Origin of the sequence: Cyclobacterium lianum (genome assembly GCF_900143075.1) — a bacterium.
GTDB lineage: Bacteria > Bacteroidota > Bacteroidia > Cytophagales > Cyclobacteriaceae > Cyclobacterium > Cyclobacterium lianum.
The window spans coordinates 31,777-51,913 of record NZ_FRCY01000019.1 but is presented as its reverse complement, the minus strand read 5'-3'; the positions used below and the strand labels follow the sequence as shown (position 1 = coordinate 51,913).

Genomic DNA, 20,137 nt, shown 5'->3' with positions numbered 1-20,137 from the left:
TGAGATGCTGAAAGCGTATAGATTTATTTTTCAGGGCCTTTTTTTGCTCTTGTTCTACCAGACCCAGGGTCTGGCCGGGGAAAAGCCCAAAACCTACGGAGACTTTGACTGGCAGGTGCTCGCCGAAATGCCGGCAATGGCTGGTCAGGCACGTTCATTGGGGTATGCCGGGATGTATGCAGGTACGCATAATGGCGCCCTGATTCTGGCCGGTGGTGCCAATTTTCCTGACGACAAACCCTGGAATGGGGGAAAGAAGAAATTCTGGAATGCCATACATGTACTGCTTAAAGATCCTGAAGGCGTAAAATGGGTAGCAGAGCTAAGAGAGACCCTGCCCATAAACCTGGCCTACGGCGCATCTGTAAGTACACCGATCGGGGTGTTTTGCATGGGGGGAGAAAATGATCAGGGTTATCACAGCAACTCCTGGTGGATCTCCTGGGATGAAAAGATGCAGCAAGTGGATGTGGAGGCGGGTGTACCGCTTCCCATGCCCCTTTCCAATGCATCAGCGGTATATCATGAGGGTTATGTCTACCTCGCCGGTGGAGAAAATGAGCAGGTTTGGAACAATTTCTATCGTTTAAACATCAATGATGCAGCCGCCGGCTGGGAATCCCTGAATCCGTTTCCCGGACCGGGAAGGTCGCATGCCATGGTAGCGGTACAGCATGACGGGCAGGAGCCCCAGCTCTTTTTAGCCGGAGGGCGGCAGAAGAAACCGGATGGTCCGACAGCTTTTTACGCGGACCTGTATTCCTATTCTTTTAATCAAAAAAAATGGGCAAAGGCCGGAAAAATTGAAGACGGTGCGGGGAATATTCTTTCCCTTGCTGCAGGCACAGCGGCTGCATTTGGCTCCGGCCATATCCTTTTTTTTGGAGGGGATGAGGGGACCTTGTACCGAAAACTTGAGCAGTACCCCGACGCATTGGCAGATCCTGATTTGAGCCATTCAGATTCGCTGCAGCTGGTTGGGGAGAGAAACGAAATTCTGGAATCTCACCCGGGCTTTAGCAGACGAATCCTGGCATACCATGCGGTGACGGGCACCTGGTCCAGATTGGCAGATCTTCCGGTGAGAGCACCGGTTACTACTCCGGCTCTTTTTTGGGATGGCATGCTTGTATTGCCCTCCGGAGAGATAAGCCCCGGAACCAGAACGCCGCAGATAAAGGGAATGGTGCTTTCGAAAAAGGAAGGCTTTGGATGGTTAAATTATATTATTCTGGGCCTTTATCTGGGGGTTTTGGTCCTTATGGGAGTTGTCATCTCCCGCAAGCAGGAATCTGTAACTGATTTCTTCAGGGCAGGAGGGAGAGTGCCCTGGTGGGCTGCTGGGATCAGCGTATTTGGCACCCAGCTCAGTGCCATCACCTTCATGGCGATTCCTTCCAAAACCTTTGCCACCGACTGGACTTTGTTTTGGCTGCTGATGACCATTATTCTCGTCTCTCCCATCATCATTTTCTGGTTTTTGCCCTTTTTCAGGAGACTTAACCTCACCTCTGCCTATGAGTATCTGGAAATGCGGTTTGACAAATCCATTCGTCTCCTGGGTAGCCTGATATACATTGCTTTGCAACTGGGTAGACTGGGTATTGTCTTGTTGTTGCCCTCACTTGCACTTGCGGTGATTACTGATATTGATGTCTTTACCTGCATTCTTCTGATGGGTGTGCTTAGCATCTTGTATACCGTATTGGGTGGCATAGAAGCGGTCATATGGACTGATGTCATCCAGGTCGTCGTATTGCTTGGCGGCGCCCTTTTGAGCTTGATCCTTATGGTTTACAGCATAGACCTGGGATGGGAGGAGCTGGCTGTACTGGTCAGGGAGGATCAGAAGATGAAGCTTTTTGACACTCGCCTGGACTTTACAGGTACGGCTATCTGGGTCATATTACTGGGTGGCCTGGCTTCAAACATCGTACAATATGGCAGTGATCAAACGGTCATTCAGCGATACCTGACTACCAGAGATGAAGCTGCCGCATCGAAAAGTATACTGACAGGGGCACTGATGGCTTTACCCTCGGCTTTGATTTTCTTTTCTATCGGTACGGCCCTGTATCTGTTTTACCTCACACATCCTCAGGAGCTATCTCCGGTGATGACCAATACAGACAGTATATTTCCCTGGTATATCGTGACCCAATTGCCCGACGGTGTTTCCGGGCTATTGATCGCAGCCGTATTTGCCGCAGCCATGTCGAGCCTGGATAGCAGCATGAATTCTGTAGCCACGGTGGTGACGACAGATTTTTACCGAAAGCTGTATCCAAAGGATCGCGGTGGTCAGCATACGCTTAGGTTTGCCCGCTGGGTTACTGTGGCGGTAGGTGTGCTGGGAACAGGGTTTGCGCTGCTGATGGCTACAATGGGTATTCCCTCCCTCTGGGATCAGTTCAACATGCTGATTGGTCTTTTTGCAGGAGGTTTGGGCGGTATCTTCCTCGTCGGCATCTTGTCTTCAAGCACCAATGCCAGAGGGGCGCTGATCGGTTTATTGGGTAGCGCTATGGTACAGGTACTGGTAAAATCTCAAACCAATCTGAGCATCCACCTGTATGCCTTTACCGGATTGGCAAGTGCCATGTTGCTGGCCTATCTGGCCAGCAAACTATTTCCCCGCCCTTCCCGGCAGCAGCTAAGCGGGCTCACACTCAAAACCATGAATAAAAAAATTGTCAAAGAGGTTGTCTGATCAGAAATTTGCGGGTAATGTTTGCACCCATTATCCTTATTAAAGACCAGCGGGAGCAGGCCCAATCGGCGCCTGAGATAGAAAATAGGAAAAAAGCCCTTCCTGTACGAAAAAGGGGAGGAATATTGAAATAAACAAAAATACATAACTATGAGAACGATCAAATTTTGCTTGCTGGTATTGGTACTGGCGGCTTGTGGCACCGGGAAGGACTGGCCGGTTGCAGACTATATCAGCTGGGAACAGGTATATGTTCCGGTAATAGCAGGAAAGGAAACGCCGGTAGGCAGGCTGGAAACAGAAGTAAATGAAGCTGCAATCCTTGCGGCAATAGGTCTTGAGCTAAAAGCTGAAATCGAAGTGAAGGAGATTTTGCTCTACAAGCTCAGCGATGAAAGACGGCAGTTACTGGGATCCTTTAATCCGTCTGGTGGGCATTGGTTGTTTGAGAAGGCAACGGACCTTTCCGCAGGGACACAGCGTTTTGAAATTACTATTGTTGCGGATCAAGCCGCCGATATCCGGAAAAAATTTGATATGCAGGTAGCATTTGTAGACCTGGCCGGTAAAAAAGTGAAACCTGCCGGGCAGGATAGCCTGCTTTCCTATAGGCTGGCTAAATCCATCAGAGATAAAGGGGATAATGGAGTGCATACCTACAGGATCCCCGGTCTTGCCACTAGTAATGCCGGTACCCTGCTTGCCGTATATGATGTACGTCATGACAAGGGCTCTGATCTGCAGGGTGATATTGACGTTGGTTTGAGCCGCAGCACCAATGGAGGTCAAAGCTGGGAACCCATGAAAATCATCATGGATATGGGAGAATGGGCTGGTTTGCCACAGGATCAAAACGGCATCGGAGACCCCGCCATATTGGTAGATGAGGAAACCGGGACAATTTGGGTGGCTGCGTTGTGGCTGCATGGAAAACCCAATACAGCAGCCTGGAACAGCTCCGGTCCCGGAATGAGTCCCGAAGAAACCGGACAACTGATGCTGGTGAAATCCGAAGATGATGGCGAGAGCTGGTCCGACCCTGTCAATATCACCGCACAAATGAAAGATCCCTCCTGGCAATTGTTCTTTAATGGTCCCGGCAAAGGCATCACGATGAAAGATGGCACGCTCGTTTTTGCTGCGCAATACAAGGATGCCGATAAAATGCCCTACAGCACCATCATCTACAGCAAAGATCGTGGCACCACATGGGAGGTGGGCACAGGGGCTAAATCCAACACGACCGAGGCACAGGTAGTCGAATTGGCGGATGGCAGTTTGATGCTAAACATGAGAGATAACCGGGGTGGATCTCGGTCGGTGGCAGTGACTACGGATCTGGGCAGGAACTGGACTACACATGCCAGCAGCAGGTCAGCACTGATAGAGCCCGTATGTATGGCCAGCATCATCAATTACACGGACGAGATATTGCTCTTCTCCAACCCGGCATCTACAGAGGCCAGAGAGGATATTACCCTCAAGGCAAGTCCGGATCAGGGCAATACCTGGCCTGATCACATGCAGGTACTTCTGGACCAGGGAAGGAGTGCCGGATATTCCTGCCTGACCCTGATCGACCAGGATCATGTAGGCATTATTTATGAAAGTAGCCAGGCACATCTTGCCTTCCAGGTGATAGCTATTCAAGAGCTGATACCAGAATAGGCCTGGTGACAGGCTGCGCAATGACGCGGCTCGTCGTCACTGCGAGGGGGCAGATGGGACGTTATCGTATTGCTACTTTTCCTTGCCCCCGCGGCAGTCTGAAGACGTACGTAAACGAATTCATTATCATATTTTCCTTTCTCGATGAATTAACACCTACGCTTCGGTTCAGATTGCTCCCTTCGACAGGCTCAGGGACCAACTGCGCTCGCAATGACGCGTTCTGGCGTCACTGCGAGAATTAACATTTTAAAAAACGCTGAAATCAGGATGAAGATTGGTATTTTGCAATAAACGGGATATAAGGTTATTGTTGGTTTTATCAGGATTAGATCTTTACATCATCTGGTAAACCTCTTATTCTCTGTACTTTTTCCCCCGATTCGCTTCGCTGCTCGGGGCAGGCTTTGATGAAAAAGTACCAAAAAATCAAGACAAAAAAATCCTTCCTCCCACAAGCCTCCTGCGCACCCCGGTTTTTTGTCTGGCCAGCGCTCATAGCGTAATTAAATTTATCTCTTCTTTATTTAACAGATTTTTTAGGGTTTCTACTTTACCAAAAATAGCTGATGCAATTACGTCACCGGTAGGCTAAGCATTTAGAAAATACACCTATCAGGATGATAGTGTTTATTCTTTAATACATTGATTTACACTTTTTTAATATACTCCTCATCGGTAGGGGGCGGATGGGACACTACCGTTAAAGCCACTTTTTCTCGCGACCGAGGCTGAGTATTCCAGGTAAAGAATACAAAATTTGAATCGAAGGACGGGTCTTCAGCAGCTCCACTGCCAGCAAGTCAGGCCGGTACGTTTACATATAAGTTTGCACCAATAGGGTAATTTTGGTCCATTTATTGTTGATTTTTAAACAGTTTTAATAGCAAAAATAAAATTAGTAATTTTTATTTCTGGTCAATGCGTTTTTTTTATAGGCCAAAAACATATTTGTTTATTTGTAAAAAATCCTTATCCATTTTGTGTCTTCAGCCGATTTTTTTGGCTCAGTAATTGTTTTGGTTGAGGAGACAAAAGAAAGACTTGAAATTGAAAATACGTCGAAAGAAGGGCATACAGGGTAAGAAGGGTTTAGAGGCGCTGCAGATTGGGGCTAAACTGGGGTTGGCAGATCTAACCGGTGGTTTTCAATTGTATAAAAATGATGGAATGATAGAAAATTCAGTAGGAATTTTGGGTAGTTCAGAATACGATTTGGATTTGTTTTTCAAGATGTCGCCGGATTTACTCTGCATTGCGGGTGATGATGGATTTTACAAGCAGGTGAACCCATCATTTCAGAAATTGATGGGGTATACAGAAGCTGAACTTTTGTCACATCCCATCGATTCCTTTCTGTTTAGTGAGGAGGCAGATTTTACCAATCAATTTATTCGGAATTCAGATATTGCCAATTCTCCGCTCAGGAATTTTGAAAACCGCTACCTCACAAAAAAAGGAGAACTGGTTTGGCTTTCATGGACCTTTTTTCCACTTGTAGAGGAGGGTTTAATATATGGCATCGCCAAGAATGTAACTTACCAGAAGGAAATTGAGGCCAGCAGAAATGAACTGATCCGATCGCTTACAGAAACGAACGACAAACTCAAGCAGCTTACTTTCGCTGCCACGCATGATCTGAGAGCACCGGTCAATAATATTCTGGCCATCTTTCAATTGATGGATTCTAAAAAAATTGAGGACCAGGAAACCTTTGAGTTGGTGCAATTGCTCAATGAATCTACTGCCAGCCTAAAAAACATGCTGGATAATTTTCTTGGCAATCTGAAGCAGGAGGATGTGATGCGGGTAAGGGTGGAGAAACTTAATCTAAAGGAGGTTTTCTCTCATTCTGTTGGAGCCATTCGGTCCCTGGTGGAGAGTTCGGGGGCAGTTATTTTGCCCGATTTTTCCAGAATGCCGGAAGTTTATTTCAATAAGGTTTACCTGCAGAGCATATTCCTAAACCTGATATCCAATTCCATCAAGTATAGTCGGCCGAATACAAAACCCCTGATAGAAATTTACTCTTATGAGAAAGACGGGCGATCCCACATTGAATTTACTGACAACGGATTGGGTTTTGATTTGGATCTGGTAAAAAAGAAGCTTTTCGGGTTTGACCAGACCTTTCATAATCACAAAGATAGTCAGGGAATAGGCCTGTACCTGGTACACAAACAGGTGACTGAGCTGGGTGGAAAAATTGAAATCAAAAGCAAGCCCAATCAAGGGACCAAGTTCACTATTTTTCTTTAACCCCAAAGCAAACGGATTCGGCGTGGTGTAAAAAAACGCGTTTTATTGGGAATTCAATTTTACAGGCAGGGTACCGCTTTCCCTACGCGCTAGCTTTTTGAAGCTGTCGAGGCGGGTAGGTACTGGACCAGACCAACCTGAAACCCCTTATTAATATTTTTTATGTCCCAAATTTTGATCAACTTGTCAGGAAATCTAAGGCTACTCGTCTGTTATTGTAATTAAAAGGAGGCCAAACAAAAAACCAACCGTACACATTTAACCAGAATCTGAGAAATTTCGCAAATGACTGACAACACCATCGTTATCCTGGGCAACGGAATTTCCGGTGTAACCTGTGCCAGGCATATTCGCAAAAACGACCCAGATATCCCGATCACCATTGTATCTGCAGAGACCAGACATTTTTTTTCCAGAACTGCCCTGATGTACATCTATATGGGGCACATGAAATACGAGCATACCAAACCCTACGCCGATGATTTCTGGGAGAAAAATAAAATTTCGCTCAAACTTGCCTGGGTAGAGCAGGTAGATTTCACCGAAAGGGAATTGCACCTCGCCGGTGGAGAAAAACTGAGCTACAAAACCCTGGTCCTCGCCACTGGCTCCAAACCCAATAAATTTGGCTGGCCGGGAGAGGATCTAAAGGGTGTTCAGGGCCTGTACAGTTATCAGGATCTTTTGCAGATGGAAGAAAATACCGGAAAAATCGGGCGTGCGGTGTTGGTAGGAGGGGGGCTGATCGGGGTAGAGATGGCCGAGATGTTACGTTCCAGAAATATCCCGGTTACTTTTCTGGTGAGAGAGAATGGTTTCTGGGACAATATCCTTCCCGTTGAGGAAGCGGCATTGGTGGGCAAACACATACGTGAACACCATGTGGACCTCCGGTTAGCAACCTCTCTTGAGGAGATCATTTCAGATAAAAACGGGGCTGTTCAGGGCATAAGAACCACGGATGGAGAAACCATCGACTGTCAGTTTGTGGGACTTACGGCTGGCGTAAGCCCGCTGATAGATATCTTTAAAGATAGCCCTTTGGACACAGACCGCGGCATTCTGGTTGACGACAAGTTTCAGACCAATTTGCCCGGCGTATACGCCATTGGCGATTGTGCCGAATTCAGATCAGCTCCCGGAGAGGGGCGCAAGACCATAGAGCAGGTGTGGTACACCGGTCGCATGCACGGTGAAACGCTGGCCCATAATCTTACCCACAAAAAGCAGGTGAGCTATGTGCCGGGAATTTGGTTCAACTCGGCCAAATTCTTTGACATCGAATACCAAACCTACGGTCATGTTCCGGCCAAATGGACTGAGCCGTACCATTCTTTCTATTGGGAGAGTGGATCAGGTAAAGTTGCGCTGAGGCTTCTGTTTGATCAGAAAGACTGTATCCTGGGAATGAATGCCTTCGGCTGGAGAATGCGGCATGAATTTTTCGACCGGGCAATCAGGGAAGGATGGAAAGCCGAAAGGGTTTTGAAACAATTGTCCAGCGCAGATTTCAACCCTGAGTTTCACCGGCAATTTCACCAGCAGGTATTGGATCAGTACAATCGGGAAAATGGGACTGCGGTAAAGCTTCCCAAGCGATCTTTTATTCAAAAATTGATCGGTTCCAGAGCCTGAAACCAGGTATTTTGATAATAATCTATGTCTCGGGACGCCTTTAGGGGCTGGCGCGCTATACAGGCTTATCCGACCTTGATACCGGACGATTGATAACTTTACAGAAACAATTACAAATAATGAAATTTCTTCAAAATACAGGATTAATTTTTTTCCTTTTCGGTTTACTCGCTTTCACGCTCATACCTTTCCTGGGTACTTACCAATTGGAACGTTCTGAAGTCAGGAAGCAAGTCAAAGATATCCATCAGGAAGCGATGATGGAGGTACTGCAACCTATGTTTGGGACGCGATATGCGTCGAATTTTTCATTCGTCAGGGATTTTAACCGGTATTTCGATACCTACAATGAAGGGCTGAAGGAGGATCAGGCCTGGGACAAAGTCATTTGGGATGATTACGCTTTTCCGCTAACCAAAGCCTCATCCATGAGTCCGGTGGCGGATGCTCCGCTCCTTTTTCTCGTTTTGTCCATAGGATTGGCGGTTTTTGGCGGGTTGCTGTATACCTTGCCCATGTACCGCAATGAACCGGCGGGGATAAAGAACGATGGGATTTATTTTTCCTCTATGAAAGCCCGAGGTTGGCTGGGCATCATTACCGGTACCTACCTGATCCTGTTTTACATCATTTTGTACTGGTACCCCGAATACCTTACCAACCTGGTAATCATGGTAGACCCGATAAGTCTTTTGCTGTCCGGAGGGCCTGCCAGCCAATGGTTTTTGTATGGTCTGATCTATACCCTGGCCATCCTGGTAATGGGGGTCAGAATGTTCCGGAAATATAAGGGCAACAATTACCAGACTATCCGCACGGTATCCGTTATGTTTTTTCAACTGTCTTTTGCTTTTCTGATCCCCGAGATTCTGGTCTTGTTTAACATGCCCTGGCACGATTTCAAAAATATCTGGCCATTGGATTATTCGTTTTTTTATGAATATCGTATAGAAGGTATGCTTGGCTCCGGCGCATTGGGGATGTTTATGCTGATATGGGGTATCATTCTGATACTGATCGGGGTTCCCCTTTTTACCTATTTCTATGGCAAGCGCTGGTATTGCAGTTGGGTTTGTGGCTGTGGGGGACTGGCCGAAACCCTCGGAGATCCCTACCGACAGCTTTCTGATAAATCCCTGAAGGCCTGGCAGATCGAAAGGTATCTGGTCCACGGGGTATTGGTGTTTGCGGTATTGATGACCGCTGTGACTATCGCCAATTATTTTATGGAATTTGCACTTCTGGGGCAGGCGACGGATCAGCTACATTCCATATATGGTTTTGCCATTGGATCGGCTTTTGCCGGGGTTATAGGCACAGGTTTTTATCCCTTTATGGGGAACCGGGTCTGGTGCCGTTTCGGTTGTCCATTAGCAGCATATCTTGGGTTGGTACAGCGGTTCAAATCCCGGTTTAGGATTACCACCAATGGCGGTCAATGCATTTCCTGCGGTAATTGCTCTACCTATTGTGAGATGGGTATAGACGTTCGCTGGTACGCCCAAAGGGGGCAAAACATTGTCCGCTCCTCCTGTGTGGGCTGTGGGGTATGTTCAGCGGTCTGTCCCAGGGGAGTATTGAAACTGGAGAATGGTGAGGAAGCAGGAAGGGTCAATGATATGCCGATTATCATAGGAAATGAGTCGATAAAAGTGAAATCATAAAATGTGGATGTATTTGTTTTTAGGGCTTTACGGCCTTGCCATGTGTTTTATTTTGTTTTACAGCCTGGCACAGGCCGGGCTCCTCTGGCACTTTTTTCGATTCAAAAGAAACTGTATGGCGCCGGCTAAGGTGTCGGATGCCGGGCTTCCCGCAGTAACAATCCAGTTGCCTGTATTCAATGAAAAATACGTGGTGAAGAGATTAATCACCGCAGTATCCGAAATGAAATACCCTGCACAAAAGCTGGAAATTCAGGTTTTAGATGACAGTACCGATGAAACCTCCAGCATTATTCAGGAATGCATTCAGAATTATCCCGATATCAATTTTAAATACCTGCACAGGAAGAACAGGAATGGGTTTAAGGCCGGAGCATTGCGTGACGGACTCAGACAGGCAAGTGGCGATTTGGTAGCCATTTTTGACGCGGATTTCGTTCCTGATGATCAGTTTTTACTGCAAATGGTGCCGCATTTTTCCAATCCGGAGATCGGAATGGTTCAGTCTCGTTGGGGCCATTTGAATGAAGATTATTCCCTGTTTACCCGGTTGCAGGCTTTTGCTCTGGATGCCCATTTCATGGTGGAGCAAATGGGGAGAAATGCCCAGCAGGCATTTATCAATTTCAACGGTACAGGAGGTATCTGGCGAAAAGCCTGCATTTTGGATGCCGGCAACTGGCAGGACGATACCCTCACCGAAGACCTGGACCTGAGCTATCGCGCACAGCAGAAGGGGTGGAAATTTTTGTACCGGCCAGACGTAGTTTCTCCGGCAGAACTGCCTCCTGTCATGTCTGCCATCAAATCCCAGCAATTCCGATGGACTAAAGGAGGGGCGGAATGTGCCGTAAAGCACCTTAAAAGTGTGCTCCTGGGCTCCTTTCCCACAAAGGTCAAGATTCATGCTGCCGCCCACCTGCTCAATTCTACAATTTTCATTGCTGTACTGCTGCTAAGCCTCAGCAGCATTCCTGTTTGGTGGGGATTTTATCAGGGCTTGATCCCAGCGATTTATTTTAAGGCAGCGGCCTTATTTCTTCTGAGTTTCACTGTCATCGCTGCAGTGTATTTCTTTGCCAACCTGTCTCTGGCCAACTACTCGGCGAAAGGCCTGCTGCGCTACCTGTGGGAGTTGCCGGTTTTTCTTTCCGTTTCTATGGGGCTATCCGTACACAATGCCCAGGCTGTATGGGAAGGGCTGTCTGGTAGAAAATCTCCCTTTATCCGTACTCCCAAATACAATCTGGACGAAAAGACCGGGCCCTGGGTAAGCAATGTCTACCACCAACTCAAAGTTCCTGCTGGTACATATTTCGAGGCCATTCTCGCAGCTGTTTTTCTTATCCTCGTGGGTTTGTCGCTGTATACTGCCACCTATGAAATGCTGCTGTTCCATGGCATGTTGGCCATAGGTTTCGGAATGGTCAGCCTGGCATCTTTCAGAAGTTATCTGGCAAAACCCGGTGCATAAAGGATGGATTTTATCGCGAGATATCCCGTATGCCTGCTGTGCGGATAAATACAAAAGAGCAGGCCAAAATGACAATTGATGACAGCAAATAAGAAATCACCTCAATTCAGTAACCTACAAATAGATGTACTTATCCCGGCTTTTAACGAAGAGAATGCAGTCGGTAAGGTCATCACTGCAATACCGGCCTTTGTCAGGCACATTCTGGTAGTCAATAACAATTCTAACGACGATACCCGCCTGGTAGCCGCCGGGGCTGGGGCTATTGTACTGGACGAGCCACAAAAGGGATATGGCAAAGCCTGCTTAAAGGGTATAGAATACCTGGCATCACTGGAAAGCCCTCCGGACATTCTGGTCTTTCTGGATGCAGACTACAGCGATTATCCTGAAGAAATGCACCAATTGATTACACCCTTGGTAGTGGATGACTGTGACATGGTGATCGGTTCCAGGGCGCGGGGCAGGAAGGAAAAAGGATCCATGACCATGCCACAGGTTTTTGGCAACTGGCTGGCAACCCGTCTGATGCGGCGAATGTTTGGTGCCCGTTTTTCCGATTTGGGCCCCTTCAGAGCGATCCGTTGGCAGCAATTGCGGCGGCTCAATATGTGCGATCAGAATTTTGGCTGGACGATAGAGATGCAAATCAAAGCCGTAAAAATGGGCCTGAGGTATACCGAAGTGCCGGTCAGCTACCGGCAGCGAATTGGAGTTTCCAAAGTCAGTGGAACAGTAAAAGGGGTATTGGGAGCTGGATACAAAATCCTGTGGACGCTCTGGAAGCACAGGTGAGGATTGCATGCAGGAGAATAGGGAAGTTCTCTTTTTTTCTTTACATTCACTTAAAAATGGATAGCTCATGAACAAAAGTATCAGCTTGTTTTTTCTGTTTTTCGTAATCCTCGCCTGCGCAAGGCCTCAGCGGGAAGGAGTAGACTTTGACGCCTGGGGAGAATATTGGTTTCAGGGGCAGGCTGAGATCAGCAGCTATGACCTGACCCAGTACCGTTACGGTGAGCCAAGGGAAGGCGAAGCGGTTCTGATCTTTGTGACGGAAGATTTTTCAAGAAGCAAGCAGGTGAAACTGGATAACCCTGACGCGGTAGGAAGGGATAAGCTTTCCGTCATCAAAATGAACCAGACCAGAGACTTTATTACTGGTATTTACCCTTATCACATGATGCTGTCTGCATTTACCCCTACCCGTGAGGCCTCCCAGGGCGTCAAATTCACAGCTTCATCCCAGGAATGGTGTGGGCAGTCCTTTACTCAGGTGAATCTCAATAGCGGAGATTCTTATTCAGGAGAGTTGTTTTCCTATTTTGAAGAAGAGGGGGACAAAAGCTTTTCGGTGAGCGGATTGGCGGAAGATGACTTGTGGAATCTGATCCGTATTAACCCAAATCAAATCCCTACCGGAAGCGTTCAGATGTGGCCCTCATTGGTCAACCAGAGATTTACCCACGAGGAATTTGAGGCCGAAGAAGCTTTTGTACGCCTGACAAACAGCAGCAACAACCGCCGGCAACTGGAAGTGACCTATGGTTCCGGAAACCGGGAACTCAGGATCGATTTTGAAAAGGAATTTCCTTATCCGATCCTGGGCTGGGAGGAAATCCGTACTCTGGAAAATGGAGAAAAGGAAGTGACCCGTGCCAGAAGGAAAGCGGTGAAGGTAATCGATTACTGGACCAGAAATGCACTGGAGGATGAATTTTTAAGGGATGAGCTGAAACTGAATCCATAAGTTTGGGGTTTTTGAAAGTTGCAATTTGTTTGACAGGTATCTCTCTGGGCCTGTTGGGAATGGGATACTGGTTTCCGAGAACCGCATTTCAGGAACTGCTCGGATTGTATGCCCTTGCATTTGCCTGTTACCTGTACCTGGTCAGCATTCATAAAAAAAGTGGTCTTTCCCCATTTTTGGTGGTGATCCTGGCCATGGGACTGCGTCTGCTATTGCTTGCTGCTATTCCAGGCCTCTCAGATGATTTTTACCGCTACCTCTTCGACGGGCAGCTGCTCCTGCAGGGCATCAATCCCTATCAGGAAATTCCGGTTTTAGTGAATGCCATTCCTGAAAATGACTACTGGCACACTTTGCTGGAAAACATGAACTCTCCCCGTTATTATTCCCTTTACCCACCGTTGCACCAGTTTTTTTTCTGGCTGGCAGCATTGCCTGGTGAGCATGTTTTTTACAATGTACTGGCTTTGAGAATCTGCCTGCTGCTGGGCGAGGGAATCAATTTGTGGTTGATGCAAAAGCTGCTTTTTCACTGGCGCATGCCTGCCCATCAGCTTTCCTGGTATGCATTTAATCCTTTGGTTATCATGGAGCTGACCGGAAACCTACATTTTGAGGGTCTTGTACTTACTGGCTTATTACTGACCATTTATTGCTTTGGCCGCAGCAATGTGGCTGGTTCGGGATTAAGCTGGGCAAGTTCCATAGCCATAAAGCTAAATCCGCTCATCCTTGCTCCTGTATGGATTCGCTTCTGGGACAGCAAACAATTCTGGAATTTCTTCCTGACAGCCTCTTTTTTTGTCTTTCTGCTCCTGAGTCCGGTTTTCTTTTTTGGTGGAGCCAAAAACTTTTACCAAAGCTTTCGCCTGTACCAGAGCACCTTCGAATTTAATGCATCGATCTACTACCTGATCCGATGGTTGGCCTCATCTTTCGTCGATTATAACCCCATTGCCTACCTGGGCCCATTCCTTAACTTGCTCGCGGCCCTATTGCTGCTGTGGATGGGTTTGTACCAGCGCACATTCACCGGGGATGCCCTGGCCAGGAAAATGGTATGGATGTATCTGGTTTTCTTACTACTGCAAACCACCATTCACCCCTGGTATCTGATTCCCGCTCTGGGCCTCAGTGTATTGACTCCAAACCGTAGTTTTGTGGTCTGGTCTGGTCTGGTGTTTCTGTCCTACCAGGCCTATGCTCAGCCCGGATACACAGAAAATTTATGGATAGTCGCTGTAGAATACATTCTCCTGGGTCTGGCTGTAGGCCTGTTTGCCTATCGGGAACATATGTACCAAAACAGCCTTTCCGGTGGCAGGGTTTCCAAGCGCTAATCCCGGTCTCGTATTCAGGCTTTTTCTATCTGATCTGTAAGCCCCGGCTCCTCCTTTATTTTCTTGAGCAATTCGACCACATTGTTTACTTTCAGTTTTTTCATGATGTTAAAACGGTGGGTCTCTACTGTCCGGATGCTTTTCCCCAATTGTTGGGCGATTTCCTTGTTGCCGATCCCGTCAGCTATCATTTTAAGTATCTGTTTTTCACGTTTGGTAATGTCATAATGTCTGCCAGTGCCCAATGGTTTTATCACCTTTCGGTCGCGGACATTCAGGTAGCTGTTGACCAGCACCTGGCTGATGTCTCCGCTGAAATACTTCCCTCCCTGATGAATTGCATGGATGGCCTTGAGGAATTCCTCCTTGCTGGTATCTTTGAGCAGGTATCCGGACGCACCGCTTTCTATGGATTGCAGGATATAATCTTCATCATCGTGCATGGACAGGATAAGCGACCTGGTCGGGCCTGCCTTTTCAGATAGCTTCTTTGTCGCTTCCAGCCCATTCATTACCGGCATGCGAATGTCTATGATGAGCAGGTCTGGTTTTAATTTTTCCACCTCCGAAAGCGCCTCCTCCCCATTGGATGCTTCACCCACCACCTTGATGCCTCCTTCATTTTCCAGTAAATTTTTGATGCCATCACGTACCACTACATGATCATCAGCCAATACTACTTTTATCTTTTCCATATTGATCGTTTAATCCAATGGCACGCTGATATTGATGCTGGTGCCTTTTCCTGGTTCAGTTATGATTTCACATTGTCCGTTAATAAAATTGGCCCGCTCACGGATATTAAACAAACCATGCCCGGACGCAGAAAAATGACCCTTTTCTTCGAGCTTTTTCAGGTCAAATCCCTTACCATTATCCGCTATTTCCAGGTGGAGGGTTTGGGAATTGTGGGCGATGATAATTTTCACTTCGCTGGCAGAGGCATACTTGATGGCATTGTTTACGGCTTCCTGGCAAATACGGTACAGGTTGTTTTCTACCTTCCCTTCTAACCTGCTCAAAAATCCCGTTTTGTTTTCAAAACTAACGTTCAGGTCCGAGATTTTGCTGATTTCCCTGGCAAATTTATTTAATACAGGAACAATACCGTAGTCTGAGAGGGCACTTGGGGTAAGATTAAAAGAAATCCTTCTCACCTCCCGGATGATACTTTTCAGCAGATCTTTGGCGGTTTTAAGTTTTTCCTTTTCGAAGTCCGAACTTACCGATTGGATTCCCTCCAGATTGAATTTCATACCGGAAAGTAATTGTCCGATACCATCGTGCATGTCCCGGGAAATTCTCTTCCGTTCTTCTTCCTGCCCCTCCAGGATCAGTGCCGATCGGAATTGCTGTTCTTTTACCTTTTGTTCTATCCGCTCCCTGTTGATTTCCCGGGAAATGGCCTCAGCTTCCTTTTTCTCCGTTTCATCTGTGCTGACCATAAGGATGCTATCTGTCTGTCCTGAAGCGTTTTGAGTGGGGATCAAATTGACTTTGAGCCAGACAAAATCACCCGTTTCGTTTACAAGTTTGATTTCTCCATTCCAGGATTCACCTCCGTTGACCATAGCCTGGATATTTTTAAGGTACTCTGCAGGATAACCCTGCTGTTGCAGCCAGCCAAATAGATTTTTGGGACGATTTAACCCAAATTCCATAAGGGAGAGGAAATGGTCTGAAAAATCCTTAAAGTCACCATCTGCATGGCAACGGGCAAAAATGGTGAAATCGTCTACCTGCACATCTACTTCGAGCAGGTCCTGATAGGCCTGTTCCAGCGAACTGTACAATGCGCTCAATTGCAGGGTCATCTTTTTGGATTTTTGCTCCGAGCGGAGCATTTTCATGAAAGTTTGCCTGATGGTTTTTGCAGAAGGAATGAATACAAAAAATATTTCAAACAAAATGACTCCCAGAGAAATCACCAGCAGAAATAGTTCGATATTTTTGAGGTTTAGTACTTTGGCCTTCGCTTCTTCATCGTACTGAAATACAATGAGATCCATTTTCCGGAGAAAGTCAGATTCTCTTTGGATGATGGTTCGGATATCGTTTGTCAATGCTGCTGCAGGTAGCTGAATATCCTGGCGGAGCTGCCTGACCATATTGGAAGCTGCATTGCTGATAAGCTGAAAATCCGCTTCTATATCTACAAAAAGGGCAGCGGTTTTGCTGCTGTTTTTGCCGGAAATTTCCCATGCCGCGTTGCCATGTTGCAAAGCCTGATGGGCATCCTGCCATTCCTCCAGGGCAAGTTCCAGTTCGTCCAGGATGGCTCTTCTTTCCGGTGCTGCCAGGCTGTCGGTTAACAGCAGCGCACATTTGCTGATCCTCTGGCTCAGCATGCGCTGCCTGCCGGAGAGATTGACTACCCGGGAATCGTTTTTCTGTTCGGAGATAAACTTCTGTACCAGCACCTGGCTGATGATGATACTGATGGCAATGGCGCAGAGGGCCACCAGGTAATACCGTCCCAGTTTTTCAAAAGTTGGTTTTTCGGGTGCTTCTGGATTTTCCATATTGTCTAGCCTACCTAAAATTACGTAAAATCACTTAAAAAACCATCATGCGACAGCGAAGGAGCAACAAAAAAGCAGGAATCGTCCATCAATTCCTGCCAGGGGGAGCGGTTGCTGTTTGATAAATGAAGATTAAAAACTACTCTTCAAAACCGATATACACATAACCGTCCTCGACTTTTATCGGATAAGTAGCAATATCACAGGTGTCGCCATTCAGGTTTTTACCGGATTTGAGGGAAAAGGTTTTCTTGTGAAAAGGACAGGCTACCTTGGGCTCGTCTCCCTGTGATCCGATCATTCCACGCGAAAGCGCCATTTGCATTTTATGGGGACAGAGATTCTGGCAGGCATACCATTCGTTTCTGCGGCTGAAATTGTAAACGGCAATTTGCAGGTCCTTGTATTTGATGCACGCACCGCCATTTTCAGGAAGGGCACTTACCGGAGCGGCCTTGAACCAGGTAGTGGGTTGGGAATTGGCTGTGGTTTGGTTTTTTTCAAGTTTTGCTGACATGATATCAATCTATTGGATGTTCAACTTCGGTTGCATTGGTCATATGGGCATCATTTTCACCAGGAAGCAGGGATTTTTTGTCCCCGCATTTCCTGAAAGGCTATAGAGGGATCTCCTTCATCGTCATTGACAAAGTGTTTGAATTTTGCCCTTAGTTGGGGATTATTGACCACTTCCTTCCATTCGCAGGCATAGGTTTGTATCATAAATTCCATTTCCCTTTCCAGCGTTTCGGCTATTCCCAGGGAGTCGTTTACCACCACCTCCCGCAGGTAATCAATGCCTCCCTCAAGTTTGTTGAGCCAGGTGGCGGTCCTGTTCAGCGGCTCGGCGGTACGGATATAGAACATCAGGAACCGGTCAATGTATTTCAGCACGGTCTCGCTATCGACATCGTTGATCAATAATCTGGCATGCTGAGGCTTGGAGCCTCCATTGCCACAAACGTACAGGTTCCAGCCTTTTTCGGTGGCGATGAGGCCGAAATCTTTACTTTGGGCCTCGGCGCATTCCCGTATGCAACCCGACACAGCACCTTTCAATTTGTGGGGTGATCGAAGGCCGCGATACCGTTCTTCTACTCTGATGCCAAAAGAGACTGCGTCCTGCACACCATAGCGGCACCAGGTAGAACCTACACAGCTCTTAACCGTCCTCAGCGACTTGCCGTAGGCATGCCCGCTTTCAAATCCTGCAACGATCAGCTCCTCCCAGATATCTGGTAGCTGATCCACCCTGGCTCCAAACATGTCTATGCGCTGTCCGCCGGTTACTTTGGTATACAAGCCGTATTTTTTCGCTACCTGACCGATCACAATCAGCTTATCGGGAGTAATTTCACCTCCAGGTATGCGCGGTACCACCGAATAGGTGCCTCCTCTCTGAATATTTGCAAGGTACCGGTCATTGGTGTCCTGTATGGTGTCCTGCCTGATAATCAGTTCGTTCCAGGTGCTGGCGAGAATGGAGGCCACAGCAGGCTTACAGATCTCACAGCCATCTCCCTGTCCAAACTGGTCTATCAACTGGTCGAATGTCTTGATTTCCCTGACCTTTACCAGGTCCAGCAGCTCCTGCCTCGTATAGGGAAAGTGTTCGCATAGATTATTTTTCACCTGCCTGCCAAGGGTCTTGAGCTGCATCTTGAGCAAATCGTTCACCATAGGCACACAACCCCCGCATCCCGTGCCGGCTTTGGAGCAGGATTTTATTTCCTCCACATGGCTCAAGCCCTCGTTTTCGATCAGCTTACAGATATCTCCTTTGGTCACATTTTCACAGGAGCAAATCTGTGCTTCGGCAGGGAGGCCTTCCAGTCCGGCTCCGCCGGATTCTTTGCCGCCCCGACTGCCCAGGATCAGGTCTTCCGGATTGGGCGGTAGGGGCATACTGTTTTGGGTCATTTGTAGAAGCATGCCGTAGGCCTGGGCGTCGCCGACCAATACACCTCCCAAAAGGCGTTTGCCATCCGGGCTGATGTTAATCCGCTTGTAAATTCCGGAACGCTTATTTTCATATACTATCGTTCTGGACGGAGCAGATTCTCCAAATGGATCTCCAAAACTAGCGACATCGACTCCAATTAGCTTTAATTTTGTAGACATGTCAAAACCCAGGAATGGCCTGCTTGTTTTGCCGCAAAGCTGGTTGACTACCTGGCTGGCCATTTCGTAGCCGGGTGCGACCAGCCCATAGATCATGTTCTGGCAGGAGGCGACTTCCCCAATGGCAAAAATATTGTCATCCGCCTCAGATTGCAGGTTTTGGTTTACTATTATTCCGCCCCGGGCTGCAGTAGGCAGCCCACAGGTTTTGGCGAGTTCGTCGCGCGGTTTGATACCTGCAGAAATGACCAACATGTCTACGGAGAGGTCTGCGCCATCAGCAAATTCCAAACCGGTGAGCTTGCCGTTCCCATGGATTTTCCGGGTGTTTTTATTCAGGTGTATGGCAATGCCCAATTCCTCCAGTCTGGACTTCAACACAGCCGCTCCGGCAGCATCCAGTTGGCGCGGCATCAATCTCGGTGCAAACTCGATGACATGCGTGTTTAGTCCCATGTCCATGGTAGCTTTGGCCGCTTCCAGGCCCAGAAGTCCCCCGCCAATTATTGCAGCCGATCTTGCTTTTTTACCAAATGCCATGATGGCGTCCAGGTCTTCGATCGTCCTGTAGACAAAAACTCCCTTTTTTTCCACTCCACCAATGGGCGGGACAAAGGCACCGGAACCGGTAGCCAGGATCAGCTTGTCGTAGGCCATCACTTTTCCTGTATGGCTTAAAACCTGTTTTAGTTTTCTGTCTATGGAAACAATAAGCTCATTTGTCCTCAGATCAATTCCGTTTTCTTCATACCAGGATCTAGGTGCAAGGCTCAGTGCATCTACATCGGATCCGGTAAAATAGCTACTCAGATGTACCCTGTCGTAGGCAGGCCAGGGTTCCTCGCCAAAAACAGTGAGCTGAAAGTCTCCTTTTGAAGATGCGGCTACCAGCTTTTCACAAAACTTGTATCCTACCATGCCGTTTCCGATTACTATTACTCTTGTCATGCCTTTCAATTTTTTGATGGATAAGGTCCCTGCTTTTCTAGGTATT

The 20,137-nt window shown here is 47.5% G+C and carries 13 protein-coding genes; 9 read left to right on the top strand and 4 right to left on the bottom strand.

Annotation, left to right across the window (positions count from 1 at the left end; translation table 11 throughout):
• The first annotated feature begins 4 nt into the window (after positions 1-4).
• From BUB19_RS21400 to BUB19_RS21360, 9 genes are all read left to right on the top strand, one after another.
• Positions 5-2,710 carry a sodium:solute symporter family protein gene (locus BUB19_RS21400; RefSeq protein ID WP_073097631.1) on the top strand — a complete coding sequence of 902 codons (2,706 nt, stop codon included), beginning with the start codon at positions 5-7 and terminating at the stop codon, positions 2,708-2,710.
• 150 nt (positions 2,711-2,860) lie between these two features.
• The gene (locus tag BUB19_RS21395; protein ID WP_073097630.1) at positions 2,861-4,378 is read left to right on the top strand and encodes an exo-alpha-sialidase; all 1,518 of its coding nucleotides are present in this window, start codon (positions 2,861-2,863) and stop codon (positions 4,376-4,378) included.
• A gap of 1,044 nt (positions 4,379-5,422) precedes the next feature.
• Positions 5,423-6,637, top strand: coding sequence for a PAS domain-containing sensor histidine kinase (locus BUB19_RS21390; RefSeq protein WP_245802920.1), 1,215 nt, complete (start codon positions 5,423-5,425; stop codon positions 6,635-6,637).
• A 285-nt stretch (positions 6,638-6,922) separates the two neighbouring features.
• Entirely contained in the window at positions 6,923-8,272 is a 1,350-nt protein-coding gene (locus tag BUB19_RS21385) for an NAD(P)/FAD-dependent oxidoreductase (protein ID WP_073097629.1), read from the top strand.
• 119 nt (positions 8,273-8,391) lie between these two features.
• On the top strand, positions 8,392-9,936 hold the full coding sequence (locus BUB19_RS21380) for a 4Fe-4S binding protein (RefSeq protein WP_073097628.1): 1,545 nt from the start codon (positions 8,392-8,394) through the stop codon (positions 9,934-9,936).
• A gap of 1 nt (position 9,937) precedes the next feature.
• Positions 9,938-11,410, top strand: coding sequence for a cellulose synthase family protein (locus BUB19_RS21375; RefSeq protein ID WP_073097626.1), 1,473 nt, complete (start codon positions 9,938-9,940; stop codon positions 11,408-11,410).
• Positions 11,411-11,488: 78 nt separating this feature from the next.
• Entirely contained in the window at positions 11,489-12,205 is a 717-nt protein-coding gene (locus BUB19_RS21370) for a glycosyltransferase family 2 protein (RefSeq protein WP_073097624.1), read from the top strand.
• A gap of 67 nt (positions 12,206-12,272) precedes the next feature.
• The gene (locus BUB19_RS21365) at positions 12,273-13,160 is read left to right on the top strand and encodes a hypothetical protein (protein ID WP_073097623.1); all 888 of its coding nucleotides are present in this window, start codon (positions 12,273-12,275) and stop codon (positions 13,158-13,160) included.
• 11 nt (positions 13,161-13,171) lie between these two features.
• Complete coding sequence (locus BUB19_RS21360; protein WP_178371546.1) at positions 13,172-14,500, top strand: MptA/MptB family glycosyltransferase; 1,329 nt, start codon at positions 13,172-13,174, stop codon at positions 14,498-14,500.
• 14 nt (positions 14,501-14,514) lie between these two features.
• On the opposite strand, the gene BUB19_RS21355 is transcribed toward BUB19_RS21360, so the two are convergent.
• The 4 genes from BUB19_RS21355 to nirB all read right to left on the bottom strand — a co-directional run bounded on the left by BUB19_RS21355 (position 14,515) and on the right by nirB (position 20,091).
• Positions 14,515-15,195, bottom strand: coding sequence for a response regulator transcription factor (locus BUB19_RS21355; RefSeq protein WP_073097621.1), 681 nt, complete (start codon positions 15,193-15,195; stop codon positions 14,515-14,517).
• Between the two features lie 9 nt (positions 15,196-15,204).
• A complete protein-coding gene (locus tag BUB19_RS21350) occupies positions 15,205-17,022 on the bottom strand; it encodes a sensor histidine kinase (protein WP_073097619.1) in 1,818 nt (605 codons plus the stop codon).
• Between the two features lie 139 nt (positions 17,023-17,161).
• Entirely contained in the window at positions 17,162-17,539 is a 378-nt protein-coding gene (gene nirD, locus BUB19_RS21345; protein ID WP_073097617.1) for a nitrite reductase small subunit NirD, read from the bottom strand.
• 56 nt (positions 17,540-17,595) lie between these two features.
• Positions 17,596-20,091, bottom strand: coding sequence for a nitrite reductase large subunit NirB (nirB, locus tag BUB19_RS21340; RefSeq protein WP_178371545.1), 2,496 nt, complete (start codon positions 20,089-20,091; stop codon positions 17,596-17,598).
• Positions 20,092-20,137 lie beyond the last annotated feature (46 nt).